The 23,608-nt window shown below is 67.7% G+C and carries 22 protein-coding genes; 8 read left to right on the top strand and 14 right to left on the bottom strand.

Features of this window, described 5'->3' with window-relative positions:
* Window positions 1-608 precede the first annotated feature (608 nt).
* Together C1O66_RS16730 and C1O66_RS16735 are read right to left on the bottom strand one after the other, a co-directional pair.
* Window positions 609-1,310, bottom strand: coding sequence for a hypothetical protein (locus C1O66_RS16730; RefSeq protein WP_133155257.1), 702 nt, complete (start codon window positions 1,308-1,310; stop codon window positions 609-611).
* A 112-nt stretch (window positions 1,311-1,422) separates the two neighbouring features.
* Window positions 1,423-2,379: a helix-turn-helix transcriptional regulator gene (locus tag C1O66_RS16735; protein WP_102768927.1), complete on the bottom strand. Its 957-nt coding sequence runs from the start codon at window positions 2,377-2,379 to the stop codon at window positions 1,423-1,425.
* A 123-nt stretch (window positions 2,380-2,502) separates the two neighbouring features.
* On the opposite strand from C1O66_RS16735, the gene C1O66_RS16740 reads away from it, so the two are divergent.
* Window positions 2,503-3,420, top strand: coding sequence for a DMT family transporter (locus tag C1O66_RS16740; RefSeq protein ID WP_207795974.1), 918 nt, complete (start codon window positions 2,503-2,505; stop codon window positions 3,418-3,420).
* A 75-nt stretch (window positions 3,421-3,495) separates the two neighbouring features.
* Entirely contained in the window at window positions 3,496-4,623 is a 1,128-nt protein-coding gene (locus C1O66_RS16745; protein ID WP_102768928.1) for an HD-GYP domain-containing protein, read from the top strand.
* 7 nt (window positions 4,624-4,630) lie between these two features.
* Here the strand turns inward: C1O66_RS16745 and C1O66_RS16750 are convergent, their stop codons facing one another.
* The 6 genes from C1O66_RS16750 to C1O66_RS16775 form a co-directional block, all read right to left on the bottom strand.
* On the bottom strand, window positions 4,631-5,335 hold the full coding sequence (locus tag C1O66_RS16750) for a phosphatase PAP2 family protein (RefSeq protein WP_102768929.1): 705 nt from the start codon (window positions 5,333-5,335) through the stop codon (window positions 4,631-4,633).
* Window positions 5,332-7,038 carry a phosphoethanolamine transferase gene (locus tag C1O66_RS16755; protein WP_102768930.1) on the bottom strand — a complete coding sequence of 569 codons (1,707 nt, stop codon included), beginning with the start codon at window positions 7,036-7,038 and terminating at the stop codon, window positions 5,332-5,334. Before C1O66_RS16755 ends, C1O66_RS16750 begins: the two co-directional genes overlap by 4 nt.
* A 129-nt stretch (window positions 7,039-7,167) precedes the next feature.
* Window positions 7,168-8,574 carry an N-acetylglucosamine-binding protein GbpA gene (gene gbpA, locus C1O66_RS16760; RefSeq protein WP_102768931.1) on the bottom strand — a complete coding sequence of 469 codons (1,407 nt, stop codon included), beginning with the start codon at window positions 8,572-8,574 and terminating at the stop codon, window positions 7,168-7,170.
* Between the two features lie 141 nt (window positions 8,575-8,715).
* The gene (locus tag C1O66_RS16765) at window positions 8,716-9,351 is read right to left on the bottom strand and encodes a hypothetical protein (protein ID WP_133155258.1); all 636 of its coding nucleotides are present in this window, start codon (window positions 9,349-9,351) and stop codon (window positions 8,716-8,718) included.
* A gap of 97 nt (window positions 9,352-9,448) precedes the next feature.
* Window positions 9,449-10,435, bottom strand: a complete 987-nt coding sequence (locus C1O66_RS16770) for a helix-turn-helix transcriptional regulator (RefSeq protein ID WP_102768933.1) — start codon at window positions 10,433-10,435, stop codon at window positions 9,449-9,451.
* 28 nt (window positions 10,436-10,463) lie between these two features.
* Complete coding sequence (locus C1O66_RS16775; protein WP_102768934.1) at window positions 10,464-10,844, bottom strand: SirB2 family protein; 381 nt, start codon at window positions 10,842-10,844, stop codon at window positions 10,464-10,466.
* A gap of 178 nt (window positions 10,845-11,022) precedes the next feature.
* Between C1O66_RS16775 and C1O66_RS16780 the strand changes: the two genes are divergently transcribed.
* The 3 genes from C1O66_RS16780 (at window position 11,023) to C1O66_RS16790 (ending at window position 14,430) form a co-directional block, all read left to right on the top strand.
* Window positions 11,023-11,994 carry an MBL fold metallo-hydrolase gene (locus C1O66_RS16780; protein ID WP_102768935.1) on the top strand — a complete coding sequence of 324 codons (972 nt, stop codon included), beginning with the start codon at window positions 11,023-11,025 and terminating at the stop codon, window positions 11,992-11,994.
* A 303-nt stretch (window positions 11,995-12,297) separates the two neighbouring features.
* On the top strand, window positions 12,298-13,350 hold the full coding sequence (locus tag C1O66_RS16785) for a hypothetical protein (RefSeq protein WP_102768936.1): 1,053 nt from the start codon (window positions 12,298-12,300) through the stop codon (window positions 13,348-13,350).
* A gap of 69 nt (window positions 13,351-13,419) precedes the next feature.
* Window positions 13,420-14,430: a PEP-CTERM sorting domain-containing protein gene (locus tag C1O66_RS16790; RefSeq protein ID WP_102768937.1), complete on the top strand. Its 1,011-nt coding sequence runs from the start codon at window positions 13,420-13,422 to the stop codon at window positions 14,428-14,430.
* A gap of 48 nt (window positions 14,431-14,478) precedes the next feature.
* On the opposite strand, the gene C1O66_RS16795 is transcribed toward C1O66_RS16790, so the two are convergent.
* Window positions 14,479-15,423: an amino acid ABC transporter substrate-binding protein gene (locus tag C1O66_RS16795; protein WP_243392834.1), complete on the bottom strand. Its 945-nt coding sequence runs from the start codon at window positions 15,421-15,423 to the stop codon at window positions 14,479-14,481.
* A gap of 207 nt (window positions 15,424-15,630) precedes the next feature.
* Here C1O66_RS16795 and C1O66_RS16805 point away from each other — a divergent pair, with 207 nt between their 5' ends.
* Window positions 15,631-16,449: a helix-turn-helix transcriptional regulator gene (locus tag C1O66_RS16805; RefSeq protein ID WP_102768940.1), complete on the top strand. Its 819-nt coding sequence runs from the start codon at window positions 15,631-15,633 to the stop codon at window positions 16,447-16,449.
* 21 nt (window positions 16,450-16,470) lie between these two features.
* Here C1O66_RS16805 and C1O66_RS16810 read toward each other — a convergent pair whose 3' ends face one another.
* The 3 genes from C1O66_RS16810 to C1O66_RS16820 all read right to left on the bottom strand — a co-directional run bounded on the left by C1O66_RS16810 (window position 16,471) and on the right by C1O66_RS16820 (window position 19,205).
* Window positions 16,471-17,109, bottom strand: coding sequence for an NAD(P)H-dependent oxidoreductase (locus tag C1O66_RS16810; RefSeq protein WP_102768941.1), 639 nt, complete (start codon window positions 17,107-17,109; stop codon window positions 16,471-16,473).
* A gap of 140 nt (window positions 17,110-17,249) precedes the next feature.
* Window positions 17,250-17,441: a hypothetical protein gene (locus C1O66_RS16815; RefSeq protein WP_102768942.1), complete on the bottom strand. Its 192-nt coding sequence runs from the start codon at window positions 17,439-17,441 to the stop codon at window positions 17,250-17,252.
* Between the two features lie 111 nt (window positions 17,442-17,552).
* Window positions 17,553-19,205 carry a peptide chain release factor 3 gene (locus C1O66_RS16820; RefSeq protein ID WP_102768943.1) on the bottom strand — a complete coding sequence of 551 codons (1,653 nt, stop codon included), beginning with the start codon at window positions 19,203-19,205 and terminating at the stop codon, window positions 17,553-17,555.
* Window positions 19,206-19,407: 202 nt separating this feature from the next.
* Between C1O66_RS16820 and C1O66_RS16825 the strand changes: the two genes are divergently transcribed.
* Complete coding sequence (locus C1O66_RS16825) at window positions 19,408-21,312, top strand: serine hydrolase domain-containing protein (RefSeq protein WP_165794650.1); 1,905 nt, start codon at window positions 19,408-19,410, stop codon at window positions 21,310-21,312.
* Window positions 21,313-21,351: 39 nt separating this feature from the next.
* Here C1O66_RS16825 and C1O66_RS16830 read toward each other — a convergent pair whose 3' ends face one another.
* Both C1O66_RS16830 and C1O66_RS16835 read right to left on the bottom strand, forming a co-directional pair.
* Complete coding sequence (locus C1O66_RS16830) at window positions 21,352-21,780, bottom strand: phosphate ABC transporter substrate-binding protein (protein ID WP_102768945.1); 429 nt, start codon at window positions 21,778-21,780, stop codon at window positions 21,352-21,354.
* Between the two features lie 11 nt (window positions 21,781-21,791).
* Window positions 21,792-22,919: a porin family protein gene (locus C1O66_RS16835; protein WP_102768946.1), complete on the bottom strand. Its 1,128-nt coding sequence runs from the start codon at window positions 22,917-22,919 to the stop codon at window positions 21,792-21,794.
* Between the two features lie 166 nt (window positions 22,920-23,085).
* On the opposite strand from C1O66_RS16835, the gene C1O66_RS16840 reads away from it, so the two are divergent.
* Window positions 23,086-23,595 carry a DUF1203 domain-containing protein gene (locus C1O66_RS16840; protein ID WP_102768947.1) on the top strand — a complete coding sequence of 170 codons (510 nt, stop codon included), beginning with the start codon at window positions 23,086-23,088 and terminating at the stop codon, window positions 23,593-23,595.
* Window positions 23,596-23,608: the final 13 nt, after the last annotated feature.

Below are 23,608 nucleotides of genomic sequence, written 5' to 3' on the forward strand. Positions count from 1 at the left end.
GAGGGTCAAGAGGAGGGTCAAGAGGGTCAGACCTTAAACCTGAAGGCAAGACCTGACCCTCTGCTATAGCTATGACCCCATCAATCAACCGACCACCACCAGCTACGGCGAGGGCACCCTCAGTAGCCTGAGCTAGCCCACGAGCGGCTCGCTCGTCACCGCCCCGCCCTACGCCACTCCCCCGCCGTCGCCTCCAGATCCGCCCTCAGGCTGCGGTTCAGGTGGCTGGCGCTGGCGTAGCCGCAGTGGGCGGCGACCTGGGTCGGCAAGAGGGTCAGACCTCAAACCTGAAGGCAAGACCTGACCCCCTGGCGTTCCACGGAATCGTCCCCCTGGCGATGATTCGGTGCGAGCCCCAAAAGAGGGGCGAAAGTGTGCAGAAGGCTCGACCGAACCGTGCTGTTCAAAGCGCTCAAGCGCACTCCGCAAGGGGCAAGGCTTGCTGGCTTGAGCAGTGGCCATCGAGGTGCCGCTGAGGTTGAGCGTTTGCTGGAGTGCCTCATAGAGCAGTCGAGCCATGATTGCCAGGGTGATGCCAAGGGCGCGGGGGGTACTGTATACGCTGCTGGCTGCTGCAGCATTCGGTGTCCCGGTGCGCCGCTTGCACCTTAAGGGTGGTGCCGGCTATCGAATGGTTCGAACTCGGCCAAAGGGAATGAGGGGAAGCTCAGCTGGCGGCTGCTGGATCTTGTCGGCCTGTCGTTGCGGTAGGCCTGGTCGACGCGTCTTCCGGTCAGGAAATTGGTCGAGCTCGTGGCTGCCAGTTCCAGATCACCGTTCTCGCCACAGCGGGGTTGGCGGGTGTCCATCCCGGCCAGCACCCAAGTGCCTTTCTCATGCTGCGCGAAGCGGTAGATCGTGACATGGACGCCGCAGGCCGACCTGGCGTTGATCTGCAGCGAAAAGCGGCGCTCCGACTGGGCCTCGATGATTTCGAAGTCGGTTCGGCCGCTGGCGTCCGAAAAGTCGAAGGGCCGGGATCGTGCAAGTTCCCGCAGGCCCCCGCTGCCAGGGTCGCGTTCCAGCACAAAGATCAAGGCCTGACGGCCACGGCCTTCCTGCCCGAGAGCAATGCCGAAAACGCGATGCAAGGATGGGGAGTCTTCGTCGGTGGACAAGTGCTGGACTTCAGAGCCCTGGAAGCAGGCCTTGGCATAAGCGTCGACGCTGGCGTGGATCTCGCCACCGCCTCTGGTGGCCGCACGGGCCTGAATGCCCATCCCGATAGGAAGCAGGGCCAGGCTTGTGACGACCAGTGCGCGGCGGCTTGGCGAGTGGCCGCCTTGCCGATTGCGGATGGGTTGTTTCATGTGAGCACATCCAGGAGGGGAATTTGGGTGAAGCGCCGAATCTCTTGGGGCCGCGGCCATCGAGCCTCGACGTTCCTTCAACGATCCGCGTGCGCCAGCGTGTCTTCCGGCATCAAGCCGAAGACGCTGCCGGGGCTGCCCTGCGCCACTCCCCCGCCGTCGCCCCCAGATCCACCCTCAGGCTGCGGCTCAGGTGGCTGGCGCTGGCGTAGCCGCAGTGGGCGGCGACCTGGGCCAGGCTCAGGCTGGGGCGTTCGCGCAGCAGGGCCAGGGCGCGGGCGCTGCGGCGCTGGCTGATCCAGCCGTGCACGCTGCAGCCCAGGCTGTGGCGGAACATGCGCGCGAAGTGGAACTCGGACAGGTTCGCCTCGGCCGCCAGTTCGGCCAGGCTCAGGCCCTCGGTCTGGCCGGCGGCCAATTGCGCCTCGATCTGGTCCAGCACGCGGCGGCGTGCGGCCGGGGCCAGGCCGCCCTTGGCCAGGTGCAGGGCGCGTTCTCGTGCATGGGGCTGGGCGGCCATCAGCACCAGGTGGTCCAGCGCAGCTTCGCTGAGCTCGTGGGCCTGCAGGCGTTGCGCTGTGTCGCCCCAGTCGAGCGCGCTGACCTTTCGGCCCCAGCGGGCCAGGGCCGGGTCCTGGCCGAAGATGCGCGGGGCCAGGGTGTAAGCGCGCGGCTCGGCGTCGAGCAGGCGGACGATGCGCTGGGCCCAGGCGCTGTCGGACAGATACAGGTGCACAAAGCGCAGCGGGCCGGCAATCTGCCACTGCGATTCATGCTCGGCAGGCAGGATGCAAAACGTGCCCGGCTCGCCATGCGGCGCGTCCTGCGGGCTGCGCTCGCCGACCACGCGCACATCCTGGCCGCCGTGCAGGTAAACCGACAGGGTGTGGTGGCCGGGACGCTCGTAGCCGGTGTGATCTTCACGGTTGCGCCACTGGGCCAGGCGCAGGGCACCGCCCAGGTCCGCCTGGCGCTCCAGCTGCGCGCGCGACTGGCTCAGCACCGCGAACACCTGGGGTGCTGGGGCGGCGCTGGCGGCGGGGCTGGGCGGTGCGGAGGCCGTGGACATGGCCGGATTTTCAGCGCTGCCGAGCTGCCGCGGCCCAGCCGGCGCGCAAAAAGCGCAGGATTGTGCAATCTCCGGCAGGGCGGGGCCGGCATGCTGCAGCCCTGATTCCGAGGAGCTGTGTTTGTGAATGCCATGCTGTACGCCCTGGTGGTGCTGATCTGGGGCACGACCTGGATCGCCCTGAAGTGGCAGCTGGGCGTGGTGCCCATCCCCTTGTCGATCGCCTACCGCTTCGGCCTGGCGGCCTTGATCCTGTTCGCCTGGCTGGCCTGGCGCGGCCAGCTGCAGCGGCCGCGGGGCCGTGCGGGCCTGTGGGTGCTGGGCCAGGGCCTGTGCCTGTTTTGCTTCAACTTCGTCTGCTTCCTGAATGCCAGCGCCCTGATCCACAGCGGCCTGGTGGCCGTGGTGTTCTCCAGCGCCACGCTCTGGAATGCGCTGCTGGCGCGCCTGGTCCATGGCCGGCGCCTGGCGCCCCAGGTGATGGCCGGCGGCGGGCTGGGCTTGGTCGGCTTGCTGCTGCTCTTCTGGCCCGAGATTCGCAGCGCCCAGGGCGCCGGCGTCAGCACCTTGCAAGGCCTCGCCTGGGCGCTGGGCGGCACGCTGTGCTTCTCGACCGGCAATCTGCTCTCGGCCGCACTGCAGGGCCAGGGCCTGAAGCCGGCGCAGACGAACGCCTGGGGCATGCTGGTCGGCACCCTGCTGCTGCTCAGTTACTGCCTGCTGCAAGGTGTGCCCTTTGCCTACGAGCCGGGCTGGCGCTACAGCAGCGCGCTGCTGTACCTGGCGATCCCGGGCTCGGTGATCGGCTTCACCGCCTACCTGACCCTGGTCGGCCGCCTCGGCCCCGAGCGGGCGGCTTACAGCACGGTGCTCTTCCCGGTGGTGGCGCTGAATGTCTCGGCGCTGTTCGAAGGCTACCGCTGGACGCTGCCGGCCCTGCTGGGCCTGGCCTGCGTGATGGCGGGCAATGTGTTGGTGTTCCGCAAAAAGGCGCCGCCTCTGCCCATTTCGGCCGCAAATCCCCGCCAATCCGCGGCTTGAGCCCGGGGCAAGGCGGGCTAGGATGGTCGCAGGCGGCCGCTGACCTGGGAGGCAGACGGCCCGGGAGTGCCCGATATGAACCTGCCACCGTCCACCTGGGCCCTGCACCAGCTGGAAGTCGAGAAGTCCGGCCTGGCCGGGCGTTTGCGCAGCCTGCACAGCATCATCCAGGCGCGTTTTCCAGCCATCGGCCGCATGGCGCTGGCGCTGTATGACCCGGTCAGCGATGCGCTCAAGACCTTTGCCAGCAGCAACGAGGATGGCGAGGCGCTGCAGCGTTATGAGGCGGTGCTGGCCGAGGTGCCCTCGCTGCTGCAGCTGAAGAACGAGCGCCGCACACGGGTGGTGCAGGACATCGAGGCCAGCTTTGCCCACTCCAGCGCCCACACGGCCTGGCTGCGTGAGCAGCAGTACCGCAGCAGCTACACCCTGCCCATCTTCAGCGGCCATGAGCTGGCGGCGTTTCTGTTCTTCGATGCCAAGGAGGCGAACGCCTTCGGACCCGAGGTCACGGGCTTTCTGGACATCTTTGCCGACATCGTCAGCCAGCTCTATCTGCTGCGCCTGGCGGCGGTGAACACCTTGGTGGGTGCGGTGGACATCGCCACCGGCCTGGCCCGCATCCGCGATGTCGAGACCGGCCGCCACCTTGAGCGCATGGCGGCTTACGCGCGCCTGATCGCCAAGGCGCTGGCGCCCAGCCATGGCCTCAGCGACGAGCAGGTCGAGTATGTGCACCTGTTCGCGCCCTTGCACGACATCGGCAAGGTCGGCATCCCTGATCGCATCCTGCTCAAGCCGGGCCGGCTGGACGCCGAGGAATTTGCCCACATGAAGCGCCATGTGCAGATCGGCCTCGATCTGGTCGAGCACATGGTGGCCGATCTGGGCCTGCAGGGCGACCCGGCGGCCCAGGTCATGCGTGAGGTGGTGGGCGGCCACCATGAGCGCGGCGATGGCTCGGGCTATCCCCTGGGACTGCGCCTGGCGGAGATTCCGCTGGTCTCTCGCATCATTGCCGTGGCCGATGTCTACGACGCGCTCTCCACCGAGCGGCCCTACAAGCCGCGTTGGAGCGAGGCCGACTGCCTGGCCGAGCTGCAGCGCGAGGTGGCGGCGGGGCGGCTGGATGCCGACTGCGTCGCCGCCCTGGCCGCGGCCGAGGTCGCGCGCGCCGACATCCGCCGCCGTCTGGCGGACTGAAGCCTTGTCAGGCTTGCGAGCGGCGCGCCCGCCAGGCCGCAGCCGCCACGCAGATCGCCCAGCAGATCCAGGCCGACCACATGGTGTGGCTCACATAGTGGGCGCCACGCGCCAGCTGGGCCCAGCCGAACAAGGTGCCGAAGACCAGCACGCCGGCCAGCCAGAGCCGGGCGATGGCCGGCCTGTCCTGGCGCCAGAGGAAGAACTGGCTGAAGAACGCAAAGGCCGCAATCGCATGGCCCGAGGGGAAGCAGTGGCCGCCGCCGCCGTCCTTCACACCCAGCAGCCAATGCGGCACATAGGGCGCGCTGCCGCCGAACTCTTGCAGATCCCAGGGGCAGCTGGTCTGGCTGACCTGCTTGAGCGCGGGAATGGCGATCAGGCAGGCCAGGGTCACCAGCAGCCAGAAGCGCCGCTCGCTGCGCGCCGGGCTGGGCAGGGGTGAGCGGTCGGGGCGGGCGATCCAGGGCCGGATCGCATCGATGATCAGGCCGATGAAGATCAACCAGGCCAGTGTGCGGCCGCCCTGGTGGCCCAGGCCGGCGGTCAGCCAGGCCTCGCGCCAGCGAAAGCCGCTGGCATCACCGTAGAGGCGCGAGATGCTCAGGTCCAGGCCGCTCCACTCCCAGGCGGCCAGCAAGGCCAGGGCAATCAGGGAGAGGAGCAGATCCCGGCGCCAGGCTGGCGCCGCGGCGGGCAGGATGGCGTTCATCGGGCCGCCCCGGTCTTGCAGTTCTGGGCCAGATTCCATTCCGGCGCGAAGACGCTGCTGTGCACATCGAGCAGGCCCATCACGGTGTGGAAGAGGTGGTCATGGCGAGGCGCGGGTTCGGTCTGGCTGGCGCGCTGGCGCAGGCAGGCCATGTCCAGGCCGGCATTGGCACCGAAGCCCGGGCTGGCCCACATCAGCATGGGCACCTGCGTCTGCTGCTTGGGGGCGATGGCGTAGGGGATGCCATGCAGGAACAGACCGTTTTCGCCCAGCGATTCGCCATGGTCGGAGACGTAGATCAGGGCCGTGTCCACCTCATCCGAGCGGGCCTTGAGCTTCTTGACCAGCTCGGCCAGCAGATGGTCGGTGTAGAGCAGGGCGTTGTCGTAGGCGTTGACGATCTCTTCCTTGCTGCACAGGCGCAGATCGTCCTTCTGGCAGGCCGGCTTGAAGCGCTCGAAGGCCTCGGGGTAGCGACGGAAATAGGACGGACCGTGGTTGCCCAGCTGATGCATGACCCAGAGGTGGGTGGAGGCGGACTGGCTCTTGGCCGCCGCCAGGCGGGCGTCCAGGTCGGCGATCAGGCCCTCGTCCAGGCAGCGCTTGCCGTCGCACAGGCCGGGGGCGTTCTGGTCATCGACAAAGTCATTGGGCAGGCCGTCGCAGACGCCTTTGCAGCCGCTCTGGTTGTCGCGCCAGTGCACTTGCACGCCGGCGCGGGCCAGCAGGTGCAGCAGAGACTCGCTGCCGCGGATGCGGGCTTCGTCGTAATCGCGCCGGCCAATGGGCGCGAACATGCAGGGCAGGGAGGTCTCGGTGTTGGTGCCGCAGGCCTCGACCGGCGGCAGGCTGATCAGTTCCGGCACTTGTGCCAGCTGCGGCGTGGTCTGGCGGGCATAGCCGTTCAGGCCCCAGTTGGCCGCGCGTGCGGTTTCACCCACCACCAGCACCAGCACCAGGGGCTTGGCGCGGGCGCTCATCTGCGCGCCCGGTTTCGCGTCCAGGCCCAGAGGCTGGCGCGGCTTGGCCGCACCTTTCAGGTCTTGCGCGATCACCGAGCCCAGGGACCAGATGTAGTTGGCCGGGGTGATCAGGTAGCGGATCTCCTTGTTGTTGCGCATCAGCGAGGAGAAGGGCTGGAACACCGCCATGATGGCCGCCACCGCCGTGGCCAGGGCCAGCAGCAGCACGCCCAGGCGCACCCCCAGCGCACGTTGCCAGCTGCGGCGGCGCACGATCTCCACCCGCCACAGCGCCAGCAGGGGCAGGCCGGCCCAGAGCAGCACATGGCCGGCCATGCGCAGGGAGAGCAGCTCCGAGGCCTCGGCCGGGTCGGTGCGCAAGGTGTTGCGCAGCATGGTCGGGTCGAGGTAGACGCCGTAGGTCTGCATGTAGAAGGTGGCGCAGGCGGTGCCGATCAGCAGCACGCTGAGCACCGGCTTGATGGTCCAGCGGTGGGCCACCAGGCCGACCAGAAAGACATGCAGGGCCAGCACCATCACGCCGATGGCCAGGCCGAAGCCCCAGCTGCTGGCGTCGCTGGCGAGGCGGTCCTTGAGCGCCGCGGCAAAGAACAATCGGTTGGCGCTGAACAGCCAGAACAGGCTGGAAATCAGCAGCAGCTGTTCGACGCTGAGGGCCAGCGTGAAGCGAGGTCGTGCGGGGGGGGGAGTGGAGGTCCGGGAGGAGGCAAAGGCGATCATCCCCACATTGGAACCGATGCCGATGAAGCCGCCCTTAAGGACTTGCCCCCGCCCCACCATTTCGGCAGGACGGGGGCAGATTTCAGCACCTTCAGGCGGCAGCCTGAGGCTCAGCGCCGGCGGGCGTGATCAGCGCGCGATCCAGGCATCGCTCCAGTGGGCGCCCACGCCGGGCTCGTAGGCGGTGGCGTTGCTGCTCCACTGCCGGCACCAGCCCTCGTAGGGGAAGGGCTTGCACTCGTAGACCTTGCCGTTCTTGGGCTGCAGCACCTTGGTGCCGCCCTTGTAGCTGGCCAGGCTGTTCGGGAACACATAGTCGTAGGTGCTCGTGCCGGCCGGCTTGACGGTGATGGCATAGGTCTTCTGCAGCACATTGCCGCCGGCCTTGGGGCTGCCTTTGACCACCAGGTTGTAGGCGCCGGCGGTGGCGGGGTTGAGCGCCAGGTTCAGGGTCTGGCCGCTGTTGTTCAGCGAGACACTGGCCTGGGCCTTGCTGTTGCCGGCGGCGTCAAACAAGGTGGCGGTCACGTCCAGCTCGCCCACGGCGGTCACGCTGAAGCTGAGGTTCAGCGGCCCGCTGGTCGGCGCGGTGTACTCGGCGGCCACGCCGTTGACCAGCAGGTCGACATTGGGCGGCGGCGCCTTGTCGATCTGGATCTCCACCCGGTCGAGCCCGCTGTCGCTGCGCACGAAGACCTCGTTCTGGCCATAGGCCGGGCTGATGCTGCCGTCGGCAGCCTTCTGGCCGGCCTTGAGCTGGCTTTGCTCGGCATTGATGCGGCTGGCCAGCAGGAAGGGCCAGGTGTTGCGCTGGCCATCCGTGGCATTGGCGATGGCGATGCGGGTCTGGAACTCGGGGCGCTCGCCCTTGGTGTCGAACACCCGGGTGGCGACCTTGTCACCGGCGGCCAGGTCCACCGAGGGGTAGATGGTGCCCTTGGGGTTCCAGGTGGTGACGGGTGGAGTGCCGTCGAAGCTGACGTCCACCATGTTGTAGAAGCTGTTGGGCGTGTCGGCAATCTCCCATACACCCAGGATGATCTGGTAGCCGCTGCGTGCCGGCACGGTGCACGTGTGGTTGACGGTCTTGGGCGGCTGTCTGTTGCCGCCGTCCACCGTGCAGAAGGGCTGGGTCTCGAAGGAGGCCCGGCTGAGCTTGGTGTTGGGGTTCCAGTCAGCGCGGGTGATGTAGTAGCGCCAGTTGCGTGTGGCATGGTTGGCGGTGAAAGTCCAGGAGAAGGTCTGGGCACCGGCCTTGATGGCGCGCTTGGTCCAGCGGGTGCTGGTCTGTTCGTCCATGCTGCCGAACTGGGTCAGGCCGGCGCTGGCAAGCCGACCATCGGCCGGCCCGCCGGACGGGTAGCCCGAGGGGCCTTCCAGGCTTTGCGGCTCGTACTGGATGGGCCCGCAGTTGCTGTTGCCGCCCTTGCTGCAAAGCAGGCTGCGCGACTCGGGCGCGCTGATGTAACCGTGGGCGGTGGCCAGGGCCGGCAGAGTGGCGGCCAGCAGGCCCAGAGCGAGGGTTCTGATGCGCATAACGTCCTCCTTGTTGGGGTCGGACGATTCTGCGCAGTGCGCACATCGCGCACAAGTGGTTTTGGATTGGGGTTTATCTGGTTTTATATTGGTTTGCAGTAACTTATGAAACCGCCGGTGTACGCCGGTGAGGCGATGTGTTCAGCGGCGTTGCCAGTGCATGACCCAGTTGTCCTGCCAGCTGCGCCCGCCATCGCGCGAGCGGGTCTGTGTCCAGCGGCAGCTCTGCGGCGTGATCTGGTCCCAGATGCCGCGGTCGATGATGAGGGAGTCGCCGTCCTGCTCCTGGCTGTCCCAGATACCCACGCCGTCGACAAAGCTGCCCCAGGCCGGGGGCGGTGTCAGCACGCCGCTTCGGGCATTGACCCAGTGGTCGGCCCAGAGCTTGCGTTCGACATCGAGCAGGCGCAGGCCCATGCCGCTGAACTGGCGCGAGGGGATGCGCAGCTCCTCGACGCTGCCAATGCCGGCCAGGATGGCGTAGACCGTGGCCTCGCCCTCGAACTGCTGCCAGACGCCGTGCTTGTCGAGCTGGCGGTTCTGGATGCGCCATTCGCCGCGCAGGAAGTCGAAATCGCCGGGGCGGCCGGTGGGCGAGGGCGGCTTGGGGCTGTCGCCCTGATCCTGGCGGCCGGCGCTGCTGGCGCTGGCCATCGCGCAGCCGCCGCTGCCGGCGGCTGCCAGGCCTGCGCCCAGCTGCAGCAGATGTCGGCGTTGCAGCTCATGCGGTGCGGGGTGGCGGGTCGCGCTGGGGAGCTGAGTTTGAGGCAGGGTCATGGGGGTCTCCTGAAGTTCATGGATGGAGGCCAGCGCGCTGTGGGCGACGGCGCCGACCGACACCTTCAGTCTCGGTGCCAAACACTGACAAGGCGTGTCAGCTATTCTCAGAATTGACCCTCGGCGGGTAAATCGCCTGCAGGCGCAGCACCGCCTCGGCCAGGGCCTGCCGCAGCTCGGGTGGCTCCAGGGCTTGCACCTGGGGGCCCAGGCGCAGCAGCTCGCCCACGGCGGCCGGGATGGATTCGATCGGGATCTCCAACTCCCACCAGGCCTCGGCCGCGGCCGGTGGTGTCGCGTCGGCCACGGCCCGGGCCACGGCCAGACTGAGCTCAGACAGGCGCCGCAGCGCGGCGGGGTGCACCCGCACGCGGGCCCGGCCACTGGCCATGCGGGCTTCGTAGTCGGCGCAGAACTGCTGCCAGTAGCGCTGCAGCTCAAAGCCGGGCAGGGCCGGCGCCAGTTCGTCCTCCACCGTCATCGCCAGAATCGCGCTGACGCGGTAGCTGCGCACTTGGCTGCCCGCCGCCGCCACCAGGTACCAAAGCCCGGCCTTGAGCACCAGGCCCAGGGGTGCCACGCGGCGCTCGACCTCGCCCTGCCAGCGCCGGTAGTGCAGCTGCAGCATGCGCCCGGTCCAGACCGCCGTGGCCAGCTCGGGCAGCAGGCCTTGCGCCTCCGGGCCCTGGAACCAGGCCACCGGGTCGAGGTGAAAGCGCGAGGCCACGCGCTGGGCGTCCTGCTGCATGGCCTCGGGCAGGGCGGCCAGCAGCTTGAGCCGCGTGGTCTCCAGCACCGCGCCCAGGCCCAGCTGCTCGGCGGCAAAGGGCGCACCGGCGAAGAACAGGGTTTCGGCCTCGGGCCGGTCCAGGCCGGTCAGCCGGGTGCGGTAACCCTCGCGCAGCACAAAACCGCCGCGCCGGCCCTTCTCGGCATAGACGGGCACGCCGGCGGCGCTGAGCGCGTCGATGTCGCGGTAAACGGTGCGCACCGACACCTCCAGCGCCTCGGCCAGCGCCTGCGCGCTGACCCGGCCCTGGGCCTGCAGGCGCAGCAGGATGGCCAGCAGGCGGCTGGATTGCATGGACTCAGGCCGGCGCCGTGGCCAAGGCTCACAGCCCCAGCCAGGGGCTGCGCGTGATCGAGCAGCCCAGCATATAGGCCAGGGCCAGCAAGGCCAGCAGATAGCCCAGGCTGCGGAACTCGCCCTGGCCCATGGCCCAGTGCGCGCAGACCGTGTAGACCACCAGAGCGATCAGCTTGGCCAGCAGCCAGCTGTCGCGCAGAAAGGGGTTCATGAACAGCAGCACCCAGAGGCTCAGGCCGGTGATGGTCATCAGCAGATCGATGCCGAAGACCAGCACGCTCAAGCGGCTGTCCAGCGCCCACTGACCGCCCAGCTGGAAGGCCAGGCCGCGCACCAGAAACAGCGCCACGCTGCACCAGGCCAGCAGCACATGGATCTCGCTCATCTGCAGGTCGAAGGAATACATGGTGTGGGTCTTTGGCGTTCGCGCGGCCAGCGTCGTCCGACGGCAGGCTGTTGTCAAGAAGTCTGGCGTTCTCGGGCATTGTCACCCGCGTCAGACGGGGGCGGGCCGGCTTGCTATGCTGCGCAAGACCTGGCACCGCCAGACCCTTCGCGTCCTCTTCAGCTCAAGGAAACACCCCATGTCCTCACATGTCCGCACGAGTCTTGCCTTGGCCGCCGCACTGCTGGCTGGCGCCCTCCCGCTCAGCGCCGAGGCTGCCGCGCCCCAGGTCAAAACCCAGGCGCCGGGCTACTACCGCATGATGCTGGGGGATTTCGAAGTCACGGCCCTGAACGACGGCACCGTCGACCTGCCCATGGACAAGCTGCTCACCGGCGCCAAGCCGGGCCAGGTGGCGCGTGCCTTGCAGCATGCCTACCTCGGCGTGCCCTTGGAGACCTCGGTCAATGGCTATCTGATCAACACCGGCAGCAAACTGGTGCTGGTCGACACCGGCGCCGCCAGCCTGTTCGGCCCCACGCTGGGCAAGCTGCTCGGCCATCTCAAGGCGGCCGGTTACCAGCCCGAGCAGGTCGACGAGATCTACATCACCCATCTGCACGGCGACCATGTCGGCGGCCTGCTCAGCGAGGGCAAGCCCGCATTTCCCAACGCTGTGGTGCGCATCGACCAGCGCGAGGCCGACCACTGGCTCAGCGAGGCCAATATGGCCAAGGCCCCCGAGGCCGCGCAAGGCGGTTTCAAGGGCGCCATGATGTCGATCAAGCCCTACCAGGAGGCCGGTCGCTTCAAGCCCTTCGAGGGCTCGGTCCAAGGTGTGGAACTGGTGCCCGGCGTCCGCGCGGTGTCCACCTACGGCCACACGCCCGGCCACACGGTGTACGTGGCCGAGAGCAAGGGCCAGAAGCTGGCCATCTGGGGCGATCTGATGCATGTGGCCGCGGTGCAGTTCCCCGATCCCTCGGTGACCATCCAGTTCGACAGCGACTCCAAGGCCGCCCGCCCGCAGCGCGAGAAAGCCTACGCCGATGCCGCCAAGCATGGCTATTACGTCGGTGTGGCCCATGTGGCCTTCCCCGGCATTGGCCGCTTGCGCGCCGATGGCAAGGGCTACATCTGGGTACCCACCAACTACAGCAGCAAGCCCTGAACTTGAACCGGGGAGGCGCAGGGCCGCCCTCCCCCCAAGTTCTAGGGACGACGAGGAAACAAAGCGTAAGTAATTCACGAACGGTGCGGGGCCTCGCACAGAATGCCGGCGGTTTCGCGGTGCTTCTGTGCCGTGTGTTGGAGTGCTCCGGTGACCGTGCCTGAAGGCCGTTCGCCGCGGGCGTGAACCTTGCGTGTTGTCCTTGTTGTCGGTTTCGATTCTGGATTGGCCCTGTTCAGGCCCTGCTCTCGATGGGCGGGCGCCCGGCCCCGGCTTCGAACGAGCCCGGGAGTTGTTGTCGTCATGGCCCTGTCCGCCGCCGAGCAGTTTTTGATGTCTGCCCCTGCAGCCCTGGCTGCGGGTGCCCGGTCGGCCTGGCCGCAGCCGGGCTTGTCCTTGCGTCAGCTGGCGCGTCGTGCCGGTGTGCGTTGGATGCCTTTGTCGGCTCAGGCGGCCTGGCAGCGTTGGCAGCCGCAGCACAGCCACACCCAGGCGGCCGCTGCGATCGACAGCGCGGCCCTCAGCGAGCAGGATCGGGCCGATTTCTCTGAAAGCGGGCTGGCCCTGGACAGCGAGGCATCGGTGGCTGGCGAAGGTCGTTCGGTGTTGAGCTTTGCCACCGTGGCGCCTCATCATGCTGGCTGCTATGCCTCCTCGCAGCAGGCTGCCGATCCCGGTCTCAGCCTCAGCCAGGGGCACAGTCACAGCAGCCTCAGTTTCTGCATTGATTTCAAGCGCCCGGTCTCGGCCGTGCTGGATCTGCATTTGAGCGGCACTTTGCGTGTCAGCGGTCCGCGCTCGGGGGTGCTGCCCTTGCCTTCGCGGGCCGCAGTGGCGGCCTTTGCCCTGGGCTCCACGGCCGATGGCGAGCAAGCCGGGCGTGCCCGCTTGTTCCGCCAGCTGGGTCTGGGGCATGAGCTGGAGGGCGAGGCCTTGCTGGATCAGCTGCGCGCCTGGCCCTGCAGCAGCCAGCCCCAGCTGCAGACCTTTGGTGCCCGCGCCAGCGCGCACATGCAGGATCTGGTGATCGAGCAGCAGCTGTCGGTGCAGGCTGACAGCCATTGCCTTGGCCCCGAGGACGGTGTGGACCCGGCGCTTCACGGCCGCCACCGCCTGTGCTTCGAGTTGTTTTTGTTTGCCGAAGCACAGAACGGCGCCGTGGCCGATTTTTCACCGGGTTTGAGCCTGGAGGCGCTGCACCTGCCCGAGGACTGCGCCCTGAGTTTTGAGCCCGGCGCCGAGCTGCCCGTGCACGGGCTGCGCGAGCCTGAGCCGCGTGGGGCCGGCGGTCTGCTGGCACGGGGCTGGTCGGCCATGCTGGGCCGTCGCTTCGAGCGTTCGCCGGTCGTGCCCTGAGGCCGGCCTTGCGTTCACATTGCTGCTCGGATGGATGACTGATTTTTCGTTTCTTTGACTGCCTCCCCCATGACTGTTTCCGAAGTACTGAATCGCCCCTCTTTCCGCCCCCATGCGCTGGTGGCCAGTGTCCTGGCTCTGGCCGCCAGCAGCGTGCTGGCGAGCGGCACGCCTGAGCTCAATCGCTGGTATGTGATGGAGAGCAAGACCTCGGCCGTGGCCCTGATCGATGGCCGGTTGCAGAACGATTTCCATCGTCACATTTACGGTGACGGGCTGCTGGCCGAAGACAGCCAGGCTCGACTGACCCTGGACGGCCGTTCGGCCGAGGCGCGCAACTCCGTGGCCGCCGGCCGCATCGGCAGCTTCAGCGGCGCGTTCCAGGCGCTGGACCCGGACGCCACGATCAGCCTGGCTCATGGCTACTCCATGATCAGCTTCTCCGCGTTCTTGAGCAATGCCGCCCCGGTGACGCTGGACCTGCATCTGACGGGCAGTCTGCAGACCCTGGGCGACCGCGCCGCCACCGGCGTCGATCCTTCGCGCGCCGTGGTGGCAGCCTATGGCCTGGGCTCGCCCAGTGATGTCAACGAAGGTGGCTATCAGCGTCTGTTTGCCAACATCGGCATCGACCCGAACCTGGAGGGCGAGGCTCTGCTGAACCAACTGGCGCACTGGCCTACAACGGCGCAGCGCAATCTGCAGACCGTGGGCGTGCAGACCAACAGCCTGAACCGCAGCGCCGAGGTGGACCAGCACTTCAGTGTCACGGCCGATTCGACCCGGTACGATTGCCCCGCGGGTGTGGTCTCACCGTTGTGCGGCAGTTACTACCTGCAGTTTCACCTTTTCCTCTTTACCGCGGCCGAGAACGGCGGTGTCGCAGATTTCTCGCACAGCCTGGCCATCGATGCCATTCGCGTGGCCGAAGGCACCAGCCTCAGCTTCGATCCCGGCCAGGCCTTGCCGGTGATCACCACCCCGGTACCCGAACCGGGCCGCGCGGCCTTGCTCGGTCTCGGCCTGCTGGCCATCGGCGGCCTCAAGTGGCGCCGCAGCATGCGCAAGCAGGAGCGCTGAGCCCTCGGCCGCAGGCAGCGGCGACCGGGAGGCCGCCGCTGGCTTCGTTCAGTCCCCGACCTGGTCGGTCGGGAACTTGAGCGAATCCCGCATCAGGTAGTTCATCGGCACATTGAGGTTGGCGTTCTTGGGCGGGATCGGCGACTCGAACCACTGCTTGTAGAGCTTGGCCACCTCGCCGCCGCGGATCAGACGGCCCATCTCGGCGTCGACAAACTTCTTCAGCGCCGGGTCCTTCTTGCTCATCATCAGTGACAGCGGCTCGATGGACAGCAGCTTGCCGACCACGGCGAAATCCTCGGGCTTGGGCGCGCTGGCGCGGAAGCTGTAGAGCAGGATGTCGTCCATCAGATAGGCATCGGCCTGGCGCTTGTCCACGGCGTTGAAGCATTGCTGGTCGTCGTCGCACTCGAGCAGGGTCAGCTTGAGGCCCAGGTCTTGACTCTTGCTCTTGATCAGCGGCGCCGAAGTCGTGCCCTTGGTCGTGATGACGCGTTTGCCGCCCAGGTCTTCCACCCGTTCGATCTTGGAATCCTTGCGCACCAGCATGCGCGTGCCGGCGATGTAGTGCGGGATGGTGAAGGCCATGCCCAGCTTGTCGCGGCGCTCGCGATTGTTGGTGGTGTTGGCGCATTCCAGGTCCACCTGGCCCTCGGCCACGGCCGGGAAGCGCTGCTTGCTGTCCACCGCCTTGTAGCGCAGGGTCAGTTCCTTGAGCTTGAGCTCCTTCTTCATCGCCTCGGCGATCTGCTTGCAGATCTCGATGGCATAACCGACCGGCTGCTTGCCGCCGGGCAGGTCGTAGGAAAAGGGCACGGCATCGGCGCGGTAGCCGATCACCAGCTCGCCGCTGCTGCGGATGCTGTCCAGGCTGCCTTGGCCGGCCTTTGCCGGCAGGGTGAGAGCCGCGGTAGTCATGGCGCCGAGGATCAGCGGCAAGGGCCAGGTCTTGCGCCGCAGGGGTTGGGGGCAGGAGATGCGATTGCTTGGCATGGTGTGGAGGCTGTGCGGCGACGATGTCCTGATCCGGCCCGAAGGCGGCGGAACCCAGGCGGGGTGGTGGGGTCACGGGCAGGCCAGACTCAGGTTCTGTCCGCCCATCGTGCGTGAGCTCAAACCATAACAGAGCGGCGCCAGGTTCAAACCCCGTACTGCTAGCATGCCGGCCGCGGGCGGCGGCTCGGTGACATCAAGATCAGCATGGCGGCAAGATTTCCCGATTGGAGCGAAGACCAGGGCCAGGTCATGCCCGAGGATCAGGCGCGCCTGGGCTGGAGTGAATGGCACTGCCCCGGGCGGGTCAGTGCCTGGCGCGAGGAACAGCTGCCGCGCTTCCAGATCGAGTTCATGCTCGAGGGCATGGACCTGCGGCGCCTGGCCGGCGCTCGGCCGCGCGTCATCGACCCCAGCCAGGTGTTTTTGCTGGCCGCGGGCGAGGGCTTTGAACTGGCCTCACCCACGGCACAGCGGCGCCGCAGCCGCTGCCTGCAACTGCCGGCCCCGCTCTTGCAGGCCTGGGCTCCCGATCTGGTCAGCGGCCTGCTGCCCAGCAGCCCGGAGCTGGCCCTGGCCGTGCATGCCCTGGGCGCAGCGCCCGATGCCCTGGCACGCGACGAGGCCGGCTGGCGTGTGCTGGCCCTCATCCTGCGCTTGCAGCGCCCAGCCGCCGCGGAGCGGGCGCCTGCGCGCCGCAGCCAGCGTCGGCAGGAAGATTTGGTCGAAGCGCTGCGTGAGCGCATGGCGATGGACTTTGCGCAGCCGCTGAGCCTGGAGTCGCTGGCCCGCGCCTGCGGCGCCTCGGCCTTTCATGCCGCTCGGGTGTTTCGTCAGCACACTGGGCAGAGCATCCACGGCCATCTGCAGCGCCTGCGTCTGCGGGCGGCGCTGGCCCAGCTGCCCGAGCGACGCGGTCAGCTGACCGAGCTGGCGCTGGATTGCGGCTTTGCCTCGCACAGCCATTTCAGCAGCAGCTTCCGCCGCGAGTTCGGGCGCGTGCCTTCCAGTCTGCAGCCGGCTTGAGCGGCGCACGTCATCTGCCGATCAGCGCGCGCTGGCGCGCAGGGTCTGCAGTTCGGCTTCCAGCCATTGCTCGTAGTGCTGCAAGGCCTGCACACGCTCGGCTTCGCTCATGCGGGCCGGGCCATGGACCAAGTGCAGGCGCGGCGCGCCCCAGCCCATGTAGCCGAACACCGGCTGGGCCAGCTGGCTGCGCACATGGGCCTCGGTCGCGCGTGCGTCCTCGGCATCGGTGGCACCGCCGGTGGTCAAGGCCATGATCAGCGCGCGCGGTTCCAGGGTCGGGTCGGGGCCGTAGGCAAAGCCCAGACTCAGCACCCGCTCGATCCAGCCTTTGAGCATGGCCGGATAGCCGCTCCACCAGAGTGGAAACTGCAGCAGCACCGCGTCGGCCCAGCGCAGCTTGTCCTGCTCGGCGGCGATGTCGGCAGCAAAGCCGCCGTGGCGGGCGGCCTCGCGCTGGGCCGAACCCAGCTGCAAGAGCTGATCCTCGGGAAAGGTCTGGAAATCGGCCCGCCCCGGCACCGGAGAGAAGCCTTGCTGGTACAGATCGCTGTATTGCAGCCCCAGGCCCAGCCGGCGGGCCACGGTTTGTGCGCGCTCGCGCATGGCGAAGTTGAAAGACCCGGTGTCCGGGTGTGCGGTGACGAGCAGGAGATTCATCGTGGCGCGAGGCAGCGTCGCGGGGACGTGCCGTGAAGAGAGTTCAACAGGTCTGCGCAGTGTGCGCAGCGCCCGCCGCTTCGCGCTATCAGAATCCTGCTGGATCGTGTCTGCTGCTGCAGCGCCGCAGGCGGCCGCGTTCAGCCGCGCTGGTTGAGACCGCAGCCCTGGCCGTCCAGCAGCACGCTGGCCAGTTCCAGCGAGCGCCACAGATGTGGCGGCATCTCCAGGATGCGCTCCGGCGTCTTGGCCTGGGTGGTCCAGCTGAGGATCTCGAAATGCTGCTCGGGGCTGAGCAGCTTGAGTGCCAGCATCTCGTTCAGGGTTTGCATCGCCACCGCTCCTCGGGCCGGAAGGCCTGTGCCATGTTTCGGCTCAGGCTAGCACAGCCGCGTGGATGTTTTGGCGACGCCAATGCCGCAGGGCCTCGGCTCTGTCCCAACTTACCCCTCCAGTCGTTTCTGGAAGACGAGGCCGGCGTGCTCCCGCAGCGCGTGGAACTTGATCTTGGGCCAGTTGGCTTCGATGGCGCGCAGCTCGGGGGCGTACTCGACCAGCACGGTGGGCGCGTCGACGGCGTCCAGGGCCATGCGGTGGTCGTTGGCGTCGATGAAGCGCTTGAGCTCTTTCTCGTCGTCGCAGGTGACCCAGCGGGCCACCTGGAAGCGGCTGCCGCTGATGCGGGCCTTGCAGCCGTATTCATGCTCGAGGCGGTGGGCCACCACTTCGAACTGCAGCTGGCCCACGGCGCCCAGCAGCAGCACGCTGCCGGCCATGGGGCGGAAGACCTGGATCGCGCCTTCTTCGCCCAGCTGTTGCAGGCCGGCTTTCAGCTGCTTGGTCTTGAGCGGGTCGGCCACTTCGACCGAGCGGAACATTTCCGGCGCGAAGAAGGGCAGGCCGGTGTACTGCAGGGCCTCGCCTTCGGTGATGGTGTCGCCCAGCTGCAGCACGCCGTGGTTGGGGATGCCGATGATGTCGCCGGCAAAGGCTTCGTCCAGCAGCTCGCGGCGCTGTGACAGGAAGCTCACCACCGTGTTCGGGCGCAGCTCCTTGCCGCTGCGCACCACCTTGAGCCGCATGCCGCGCTCGAAGTGGCCGCTGGCCACGCGCAGGAAGGCGATGCGGTCGCGGTGGGCCGGGTCCATATTGGCCTGGATCTTGAACACCACGCCGGTGAACTTGGGCTCCTCGGGCTTGACCACGCGCTGCATGGCGGCGCGCTCGCCCGGCGCCGGGGCCAGCTGCACCAGGGCGTCCAGGATTTCCTGCACGCCGAAGTTGTTGACGGCCGAACCGAAGAACATCGGCGTCTGGCGGCCGGACAGGAATTCCTCGTGATCGAAGGCCGCGGCGGCATCCTGCACCAGCTCGATCTCGCCCTCGGCCTGTTCGTACTGCATGCCGAAGCGCTCGGCGTAGGCCGGGTTGTGCAGGCCCTCCAGCACTTCCTCGTCACCGGCCACGCGGTCCTCACCGGGTGAGAAGACGCGCATGCGCTCCTCGCGCAGGTCCATCACGCCGTGGAAATGCTTGCCCATGCCGACCGGCCAGGTGAAGGGCACGACGGTCATGCCCAGCTCGCGCTCGATCTCGTCCATCAGGGCCAGGGGCTCCTGCACCTCGCGGTCCATCTTGTTGACGAAGGTCAGGATGGGCGTGTTGCGGGCGCGGCAGACCTGCAGCAGGCGGCGGGTCTGAGGCTCCACGCCGTTGGCCGCGTCGATCACCATCAGGGCCGCGTCCACGGCGGTCAGCACGCGGTAGGTGTCTTCCGAGAAGTCCTGGTGGCCCGGGGTGTCGAGCAGATTGATCACGCAGTCGCGGTATTCCATCTGCATCACCGAGGAGGCCACCGAGATGCCGCGCTGCTTCTCGATCTCCATCCAGTCCGAGGTGGCATGGCGCGAGGCCTTGCGCGCCTTCACCGAGCCGGCGATCTGGATCGCGCCCGAGAACAGCAGCAGCTTTTCCGTCAGCGTGGTCTTGCCCGCGTCCGGGTGGGAAATGATGGCGAAGGTGCGCCGGCGCTTGACCTCGCTCTCAATATGGGAGGGGACAGGGGACGAGGCGGGCTGCGGATCGACAACGGACATGGCGGCGGCGCGCAGCCGCAAAGGCTGCACGGGTCAGGGGGAAAGGGGCGGATTATCGCAGCGCAAGCCCCGGTCGGCCGCAGCGGCAGCTCAGACCGCCCGGGCTGCGGCCTGTCCGGCCGGGGCTGGACGGCGCAAGTCGGTCTGGCTACCCTGCCGGCACTTCTTTGTTGCCCCCGCCGCTTTGCCGTGGCTCGCCATCATGTCGACACTTCGCCTGCGCCGTTCTTCCCGTGCTGCCTCAGCCAGCGGGTCCACCACGCGGGCGCAGCCCTGGCGCGGCTCCCTCCTGGCCCTGGCCTGTGCCGCGCTGGCAGCGCCCCTGACGGCGGCAGCCGCCAAACCGGCCGCCTCACCCTCTGCTGGGGCCAGCGATTCGGCCCAGGAGGCCCGCATCGCCCGGGTGCTGGCCGGCCTGCGGCCACCGGTCAGCTTTGTCGGCGACCCGACCTGGACGCTGGAAGCGCGCATGAAGCACTACGGCGTGCCCGGCCTCAGCATCACCGTGATCGACCGGCATGGCCTGGCCTGGACCCGCGTCTTCGGCCTGGCCGACCGCGAGGCCGGCCTGCCGGTGCGGACCGACACCTTGTTCCAGGCCGCCTCCATCAGCAAGCCGGTGGCCGCCTTGGCTGCCCTGACTCTGGTTCGCGACGGCAAGCTGGCGCTGCAGGAGCCGGTCAATGCCCGGCTCAAGGCCTGGCGCATCCCCGACAACGAATGGACCGCCCAGCAGCCGGTCACGCTGGACCATCTGCTCAGCCACACCGGCGGCCTGACGGTCCATGGTTTCATGGGTTATGCCCCCGGGGTGGCGGTGCCCGATGTGCCCACCTTGCTGGAGGGCAAGCCGCCGGCCAACTCGGCCGCCGTGCGCGTTGACCAGCGGCCGGGTCAGGCCTTTCGCTATTCGGGCGGCGGCTACACCGTGGCCCAGCTTTTGATGAGCGAGGCCGAGGGGCGTCCTTTCGCCGAGCTGATGCAGCGCCGCGTGCTGGGGCCGCTGGGCATGCGCGAGAGCCGCTTTGCCCAGCCTTTGCCTGCGCCCTTGCTGGCGCGCGCGGCCGCCGGTGTGCTGCCCGATGGGCGCGCCGTGCCCGGTCAGCGCAACACCTACCCCGAGCTGGCCGCCGCCGGCCTGTGGACCACCTCGCAGGATCTGGCCCGCTTTGCGCTGGGCGTGCAAGCCGCCTGGCGCGGCGACAAGAAGGCGCTGTTGCCCGTGCCCCTGGTCAAGGACATGCTCAGCGCGCGCGCCGGCAGTGGCTATGGCCTGGGCTTCGGCCTGCCGCAGGAGCAGGGCGAGGTCTATTTCGCCCATGGCGGCTGGAACGAAGGCTTCTGCGCCAGCCTGATGGCCCACCCGAGCGCCGGTGTGGGCATGGCCATCATGATCAATGCCAACCAGCCGGCCCTGATGGACGAGTTGCGCCGCGCCGTGGCTTTCGAGTACCGCTGGCCGGGCGTCAAGGCCTTGGAGCCTGTGCCGGTCAGCGCCGAGGCGCTGGAGCGGGCGCCGGGCCGCTACCGTGTCAACGGGGAGCAGTTCATGCAGATCACCCGCGAAGGCCGCCAGCTCTTTCTGGCGCGCGGTGGAGAAGGCGCCAGCGAGCTGGTGCCCGTGGCCGGAGGGCGTTATCTGCAGCGCGAACAGGAACAGGCGCGCAGCTTTGAAGCCGATGCACAGGGCCGTTGGCAGCTGCGCCTGGAGCAGCGCAACAGCAACAAGCCTTTGCTCTTGCCGCGCCTGGCAGAGGGCAGCCGTGCGCCGCGCGAGCTGCTGCTGGCTGGCGATCAAACCGCGGCCGTGGCGGCCTACAAGGCCTTGCGTGAAGCGGGCGACGAAGCCGGCAGCGAGGCCTATCTCAACGATCAGGCCTATCGCGAACTGGGTAGCGGGCGCAAGACGACGGCGCTGGCGCTGATGCGGGTCAACACCGAGCTGGCCCCCGAATCGGCCAATGCCTGGGACAGCCTTGGCGAGGTCTTGCTGAGCCTGGGCGAAAAGGCTGCAGCCCGCGCGGCCTACCGCCGCGCGTTGACACTCCATCCGGACCTGCCTTCGGCCAAGGAGGCGCTGGCGCGCCTGCCGGCCGAGGGCTCTTGAGGCGCCGCTCGGCGTACTGAATCGCCGCGCAGGCCGCGTCTACTTGGTCGGCAGCACCTTGACGCTGGCGTCCACCTTGCTGCTGTCGAGGATGCCGACGCCGTTGGGCGTGCTGGCCACCCATTTCTTGAGCTCGTCTTCGCTTTCGAACTGCTTGGGCGCCTGGGCGCGGCCGGTGAAGATCAGCTGAGTCCAGATGGCCTTGTACTGTTTCTCGTTCTTGCCGACATAGGCGATCACAAAATCCTCGCGCAGCTTGCCTTCTTTGGGCAAGCCCACCTGCACCGCGCCGCTGCCTGGCAAGGTGGTGGCCTGGCCCAGGAAGACGGCCTTGATTTCATCCGTGCTGGGCTTGCTGGCCAAGGCCGGATTGACCACCACCACGGGCTCTGCCTGGCTGGGGCCGGTGGCCAAAGCGATCAGCAGCAAAGCGCTGCATTGCGGGAATTTGCTGGATTGCGTGTTCATGGCCGTACTCCTCAGAACACATGGTCGAGCGAGATCGCAATGGCCTTGGCGTTGCCCACAAAGGGGAACGCGGACTTGTCCTTGAAAACGTCGTACTGGAGTTTCAAGGCGCTGTCGGCCCGGAAGTCCCAGCGCAGCGTGGCGATCCAGGTGTTGTGCTTTTCGTTGGCCGTGGGGTCGTCCTTGAAATCCTCGCTGAAGCGCGAGTAGGTCAGCATGGGCAGCCAGTCACCAAAGCGGTAGCCGGCGCTGAGGAAGTAGACGTTGTAGATGTCTTTCGGAGCATCAGGCCGGACGAAGCGATTGATCTCGCTGCGCAGCACGAAGTTGCCATGGTCCACATTGGCGGTGATGCCGTAGAAGTTCTGTTTCACCCCATCCTTGTTGACGCTGCGTGCGGCACCGGTGCCAAGAAAGCGATCCACCTTGTTGCTCATGGCCACGAAGCGCAGCGAGCCCCAGTCGTTGCTCAGCTCGACGAAGCCACCAAAGATGCCTTTCCACTTCTCCTCGACCTTGTCGCCGTAGTAGATCTGGCCCAGCATGCGGTTGTCCTTGTCCGACTCGCTGCCGGCCCAGACATTGGCGGACACGGAGATGCTGCCGATGCTGCGGCGGTACTGCAGATTGGCACCGTTGTAGGCCACGATCTGCCAGCCATAGAGATCGCCCGGCGGCCGGATCCACGGGTAGGCGTAGCCGACATGGAAAAAGTCCGAGTAGCCGAACAGGGGCAGGCGCTTGCGGCCGGCCTGCAGGGTCAGGCTCTCGTTCAGGTTCCAGCTGGCATAGGCCCAATCGAGCGTGGGCTTCATGTCGTTGGCGGCATGGCCGGTCAGCTGGCCGGTGAAGCTGATGCTGTCGCTCGGCCGATAGATCAGCTGCACGCCGGCGCGGCTGTCAGGCTTGAGCGAGATGGAGTCGCGGTAAATGCCGACGTCGGGGTAGTTGGCGATGTAGCAGGGGCACTTGAAGCCGTAATAGTCCTGCTTGACCCCGGAGATGGTCTTGCCCATCCCCAAGGTGGCGAAGCCTGAGAAGCTCCATTCATCGGCATGCGCCGATGCGCCGGCACCGGCCAGCCACCCTCCCACCAGAACCCAAGCGAGGGCCGATCGGCCCTGTGATGCAAAGCGCATGGTGAACTCCTGATACTGCCTAGGGGTCAGGTCATGATGCCACTGCTTGTATTTGTGCGGTAGCCGCCCTGCGTGCCATCGACGCCACAGCCGAGGCGCGCTCGTTGGGGCCGCAGCGCGCAAGAATCGGGTGGCCAGGGCTTACGTGGAACCAGACACTGAGTCCATGAACCAGAGCCCCACGACCTTCTGTATCTCACCCCTCCAGCGCTACTGCGTGCGACCGATCGCTGCCGATTTCTTGCGCCGCGTGCGTGAGCAGGGCCTGGACGATCTGGGCCAGCCTGTGGAGCATCACATCGCCCAGGGCGGCGAGCCTTGCCGCGATGTGCTGCGGCGCGCGCATCCGGGCGAGGCCTTGATCCTGGCCAGCCACAGCCCGCTTGCGCTGCCCGGGCCGTACCGCGAATTCGGCCCAGTGTTTGTGCGCGCCGCGGCGGTGGAGTCGACGGCGCCGCTGGGCGCCCTGCCGCTGCAAGGCCCGCAACCCTATCTGGGCCCGCGTTTTGTCTTGCGCGCCTATTCGGCGCAAGAGCGCATCGTCGATGGCCAGGTGGTCGAGGCCCACGAGGCCGAAGCTCTGTTGCAGCAGCAGTTCGCCCGTGCCGAGGTGGCTTTCGTGCTGGCCCGATTTGCCGGCTATGGCTGCTTTGCTGCCCGCATCGAGCGGGTCTGAAATTCGGGGCCCT

Origin of the sequence: Paucibacter aquatile, assembly GCF_002885975.1 — a bacterium.
GTDB classification, from domain to species: domain Bacteria; phylum Pseudomonadota; class Gammaproteobacteria; order Burkholderiales; family Burkholderiaceae_C; genus Paucibacter_A; species Paucibacter_A aquatilis.

Coding starts and splice junctions, on each gene's coding strand:
- C1O66_RS16730 (WP_133155257.1), bottom strand. CDS start 1,310: ATGAAACAACCCATCCGCAATCGGCAAGGCGGCCACTCGCCAAGCCGC.
- C1O66_RS16735 (WP_102768927.1), bottom strand. CDS start 2,379: ATGTCCACGGCCTCCGCACCGCCCAGCCCCGCCGCCAGCGCCGCCCCA.
- C1O66_RS16745 (WP_102768928.1), top strand. CDS start 3,496: ATGAACCTGCCACCGTCCACCTGGGCCCTGCACCAGCTGGAAGTCGAG.
- C1O66_RS16750 (WP_102768929.1), bottom strand. CDS start 5,335: ATGAACGCCATCCTGCCCGCCGCGGCGCCAGCCTGGCGCCGGGATCTG.
- C1O66_RS16755 (WP_102768930.1), bottom strand. CDS start 7,038: ATGATCGCCTTTGCCTCCTCCCGGACCTCCACTCCCCCCCCCGCACGA.
- gbpA (WP_102768931.1), bottom strand. CDS start 8,574: ATGCGCATCAGAACCCTCGCTCTGGGCCTGCTGGCCGCCACTCTGCCG.
- C1O66_RS16765 (WP_133155258.1), bottom strand. CDS start 9,351: ATGACCCTGCCTCAAACTCAGCTCCCCAGCGCGACCCGCCACCCCGCA.
- C1O66_RS16770 (WP_102768933.1), bottom strand. CDS start 10,435: ATGCAATCCAGCCGCCTGCTGGCCATCCTGCTGCGCCTGCAGGCCCAG.
- C1O66_RS16775 (WP_102768934.1), bottom strand. CDS start 10,844: ATGTATTCCTTCGACCTGCAGATGAGCGAGATCCATGTGCTGCTGGCC.
- C1O66_RS16780 (WP_102768935.1), top strand. CDS start 11,023: ATGTCCTCACATGTCCGCACGAGTCTTGCCTTGGCCGCCGCACTGCTG.
- C1O66_RS16785 (WP_102768936.1), top strand. CDS start 12,298: ATGGCCCTGTCCGCCGCCGAGCAGTTTTTGATGTCTGCCCCTGCAGCC.
- C1O66_RS16790 (WP_102768937.1), top strand. CDS start 13,420: ATGACTGTTTCCGAAGTACTGAATCGCCCCTCTTTCCGCCCCCATGCG.
- C1O66_RS16795 (WP_243392834.1), bottom strand. CDS start 15,423: ATGCCAAGCAATCGCATCTCCTGCCCCCAACCCCTGCGGCGCAAGACC.
- C1O66_RS16805 (WP_102768940.1), top strand. CDS start 15,631: ATGGCGGCAAGATTTCCCGATTGGAGCGAAGACCAGGGCCAGGTCATG.
- C1O66_RS16810 (WP_102768941.1), bottom strand. CDS start 17,109: ATGAATCTCCTGCTCGTCACCGCACACCCGGACACCGGGTCTTTCAAC.
- C1O66_RS16815 (WP_102768942.1), bottom strand. CDS start 17,441: ATGCAAACCCTGAACGAGATGCTGGCACTCAAGCTGCTCAGCCCCGAG.
- C1O66_RS16820 (WP_102768943.1), bottom strand. CDS start 19,205: ATGTCCGTTGTCGATCCGCAGCCCGCCTCGTCCCCTGTCCCCTCCCAT.
- C1O66_RS16825 (WP_165794650.1), top strand. CDS start 19,408: ATGTCGACACTTCGCCTGCGCCGTTCTTCCCGTGCTGCCTCAGCCAGC.
- C1O66_RS16830 (WP_102768945.1), bottom strand. CDS start 21,780: ATGAACACGCAATCCAGCAAATTCCCGCAATGCAGCGCTTTGCTGCTG.
- C1O66_RS16835 (WP_102768946.1), bottom strand. CDS start 22,919: ATGCGCTTTGCATCACAGGGCCGATCGGCCCTCGCTTGGGTTCTGGTG.
- C1O66_RS16840 (WP_102768947.1), top strand. CDS start 23,086: ATGAACCAGAGCCCCACGACCTTCTGTATCTCACCCCTCCAGCGCTAC.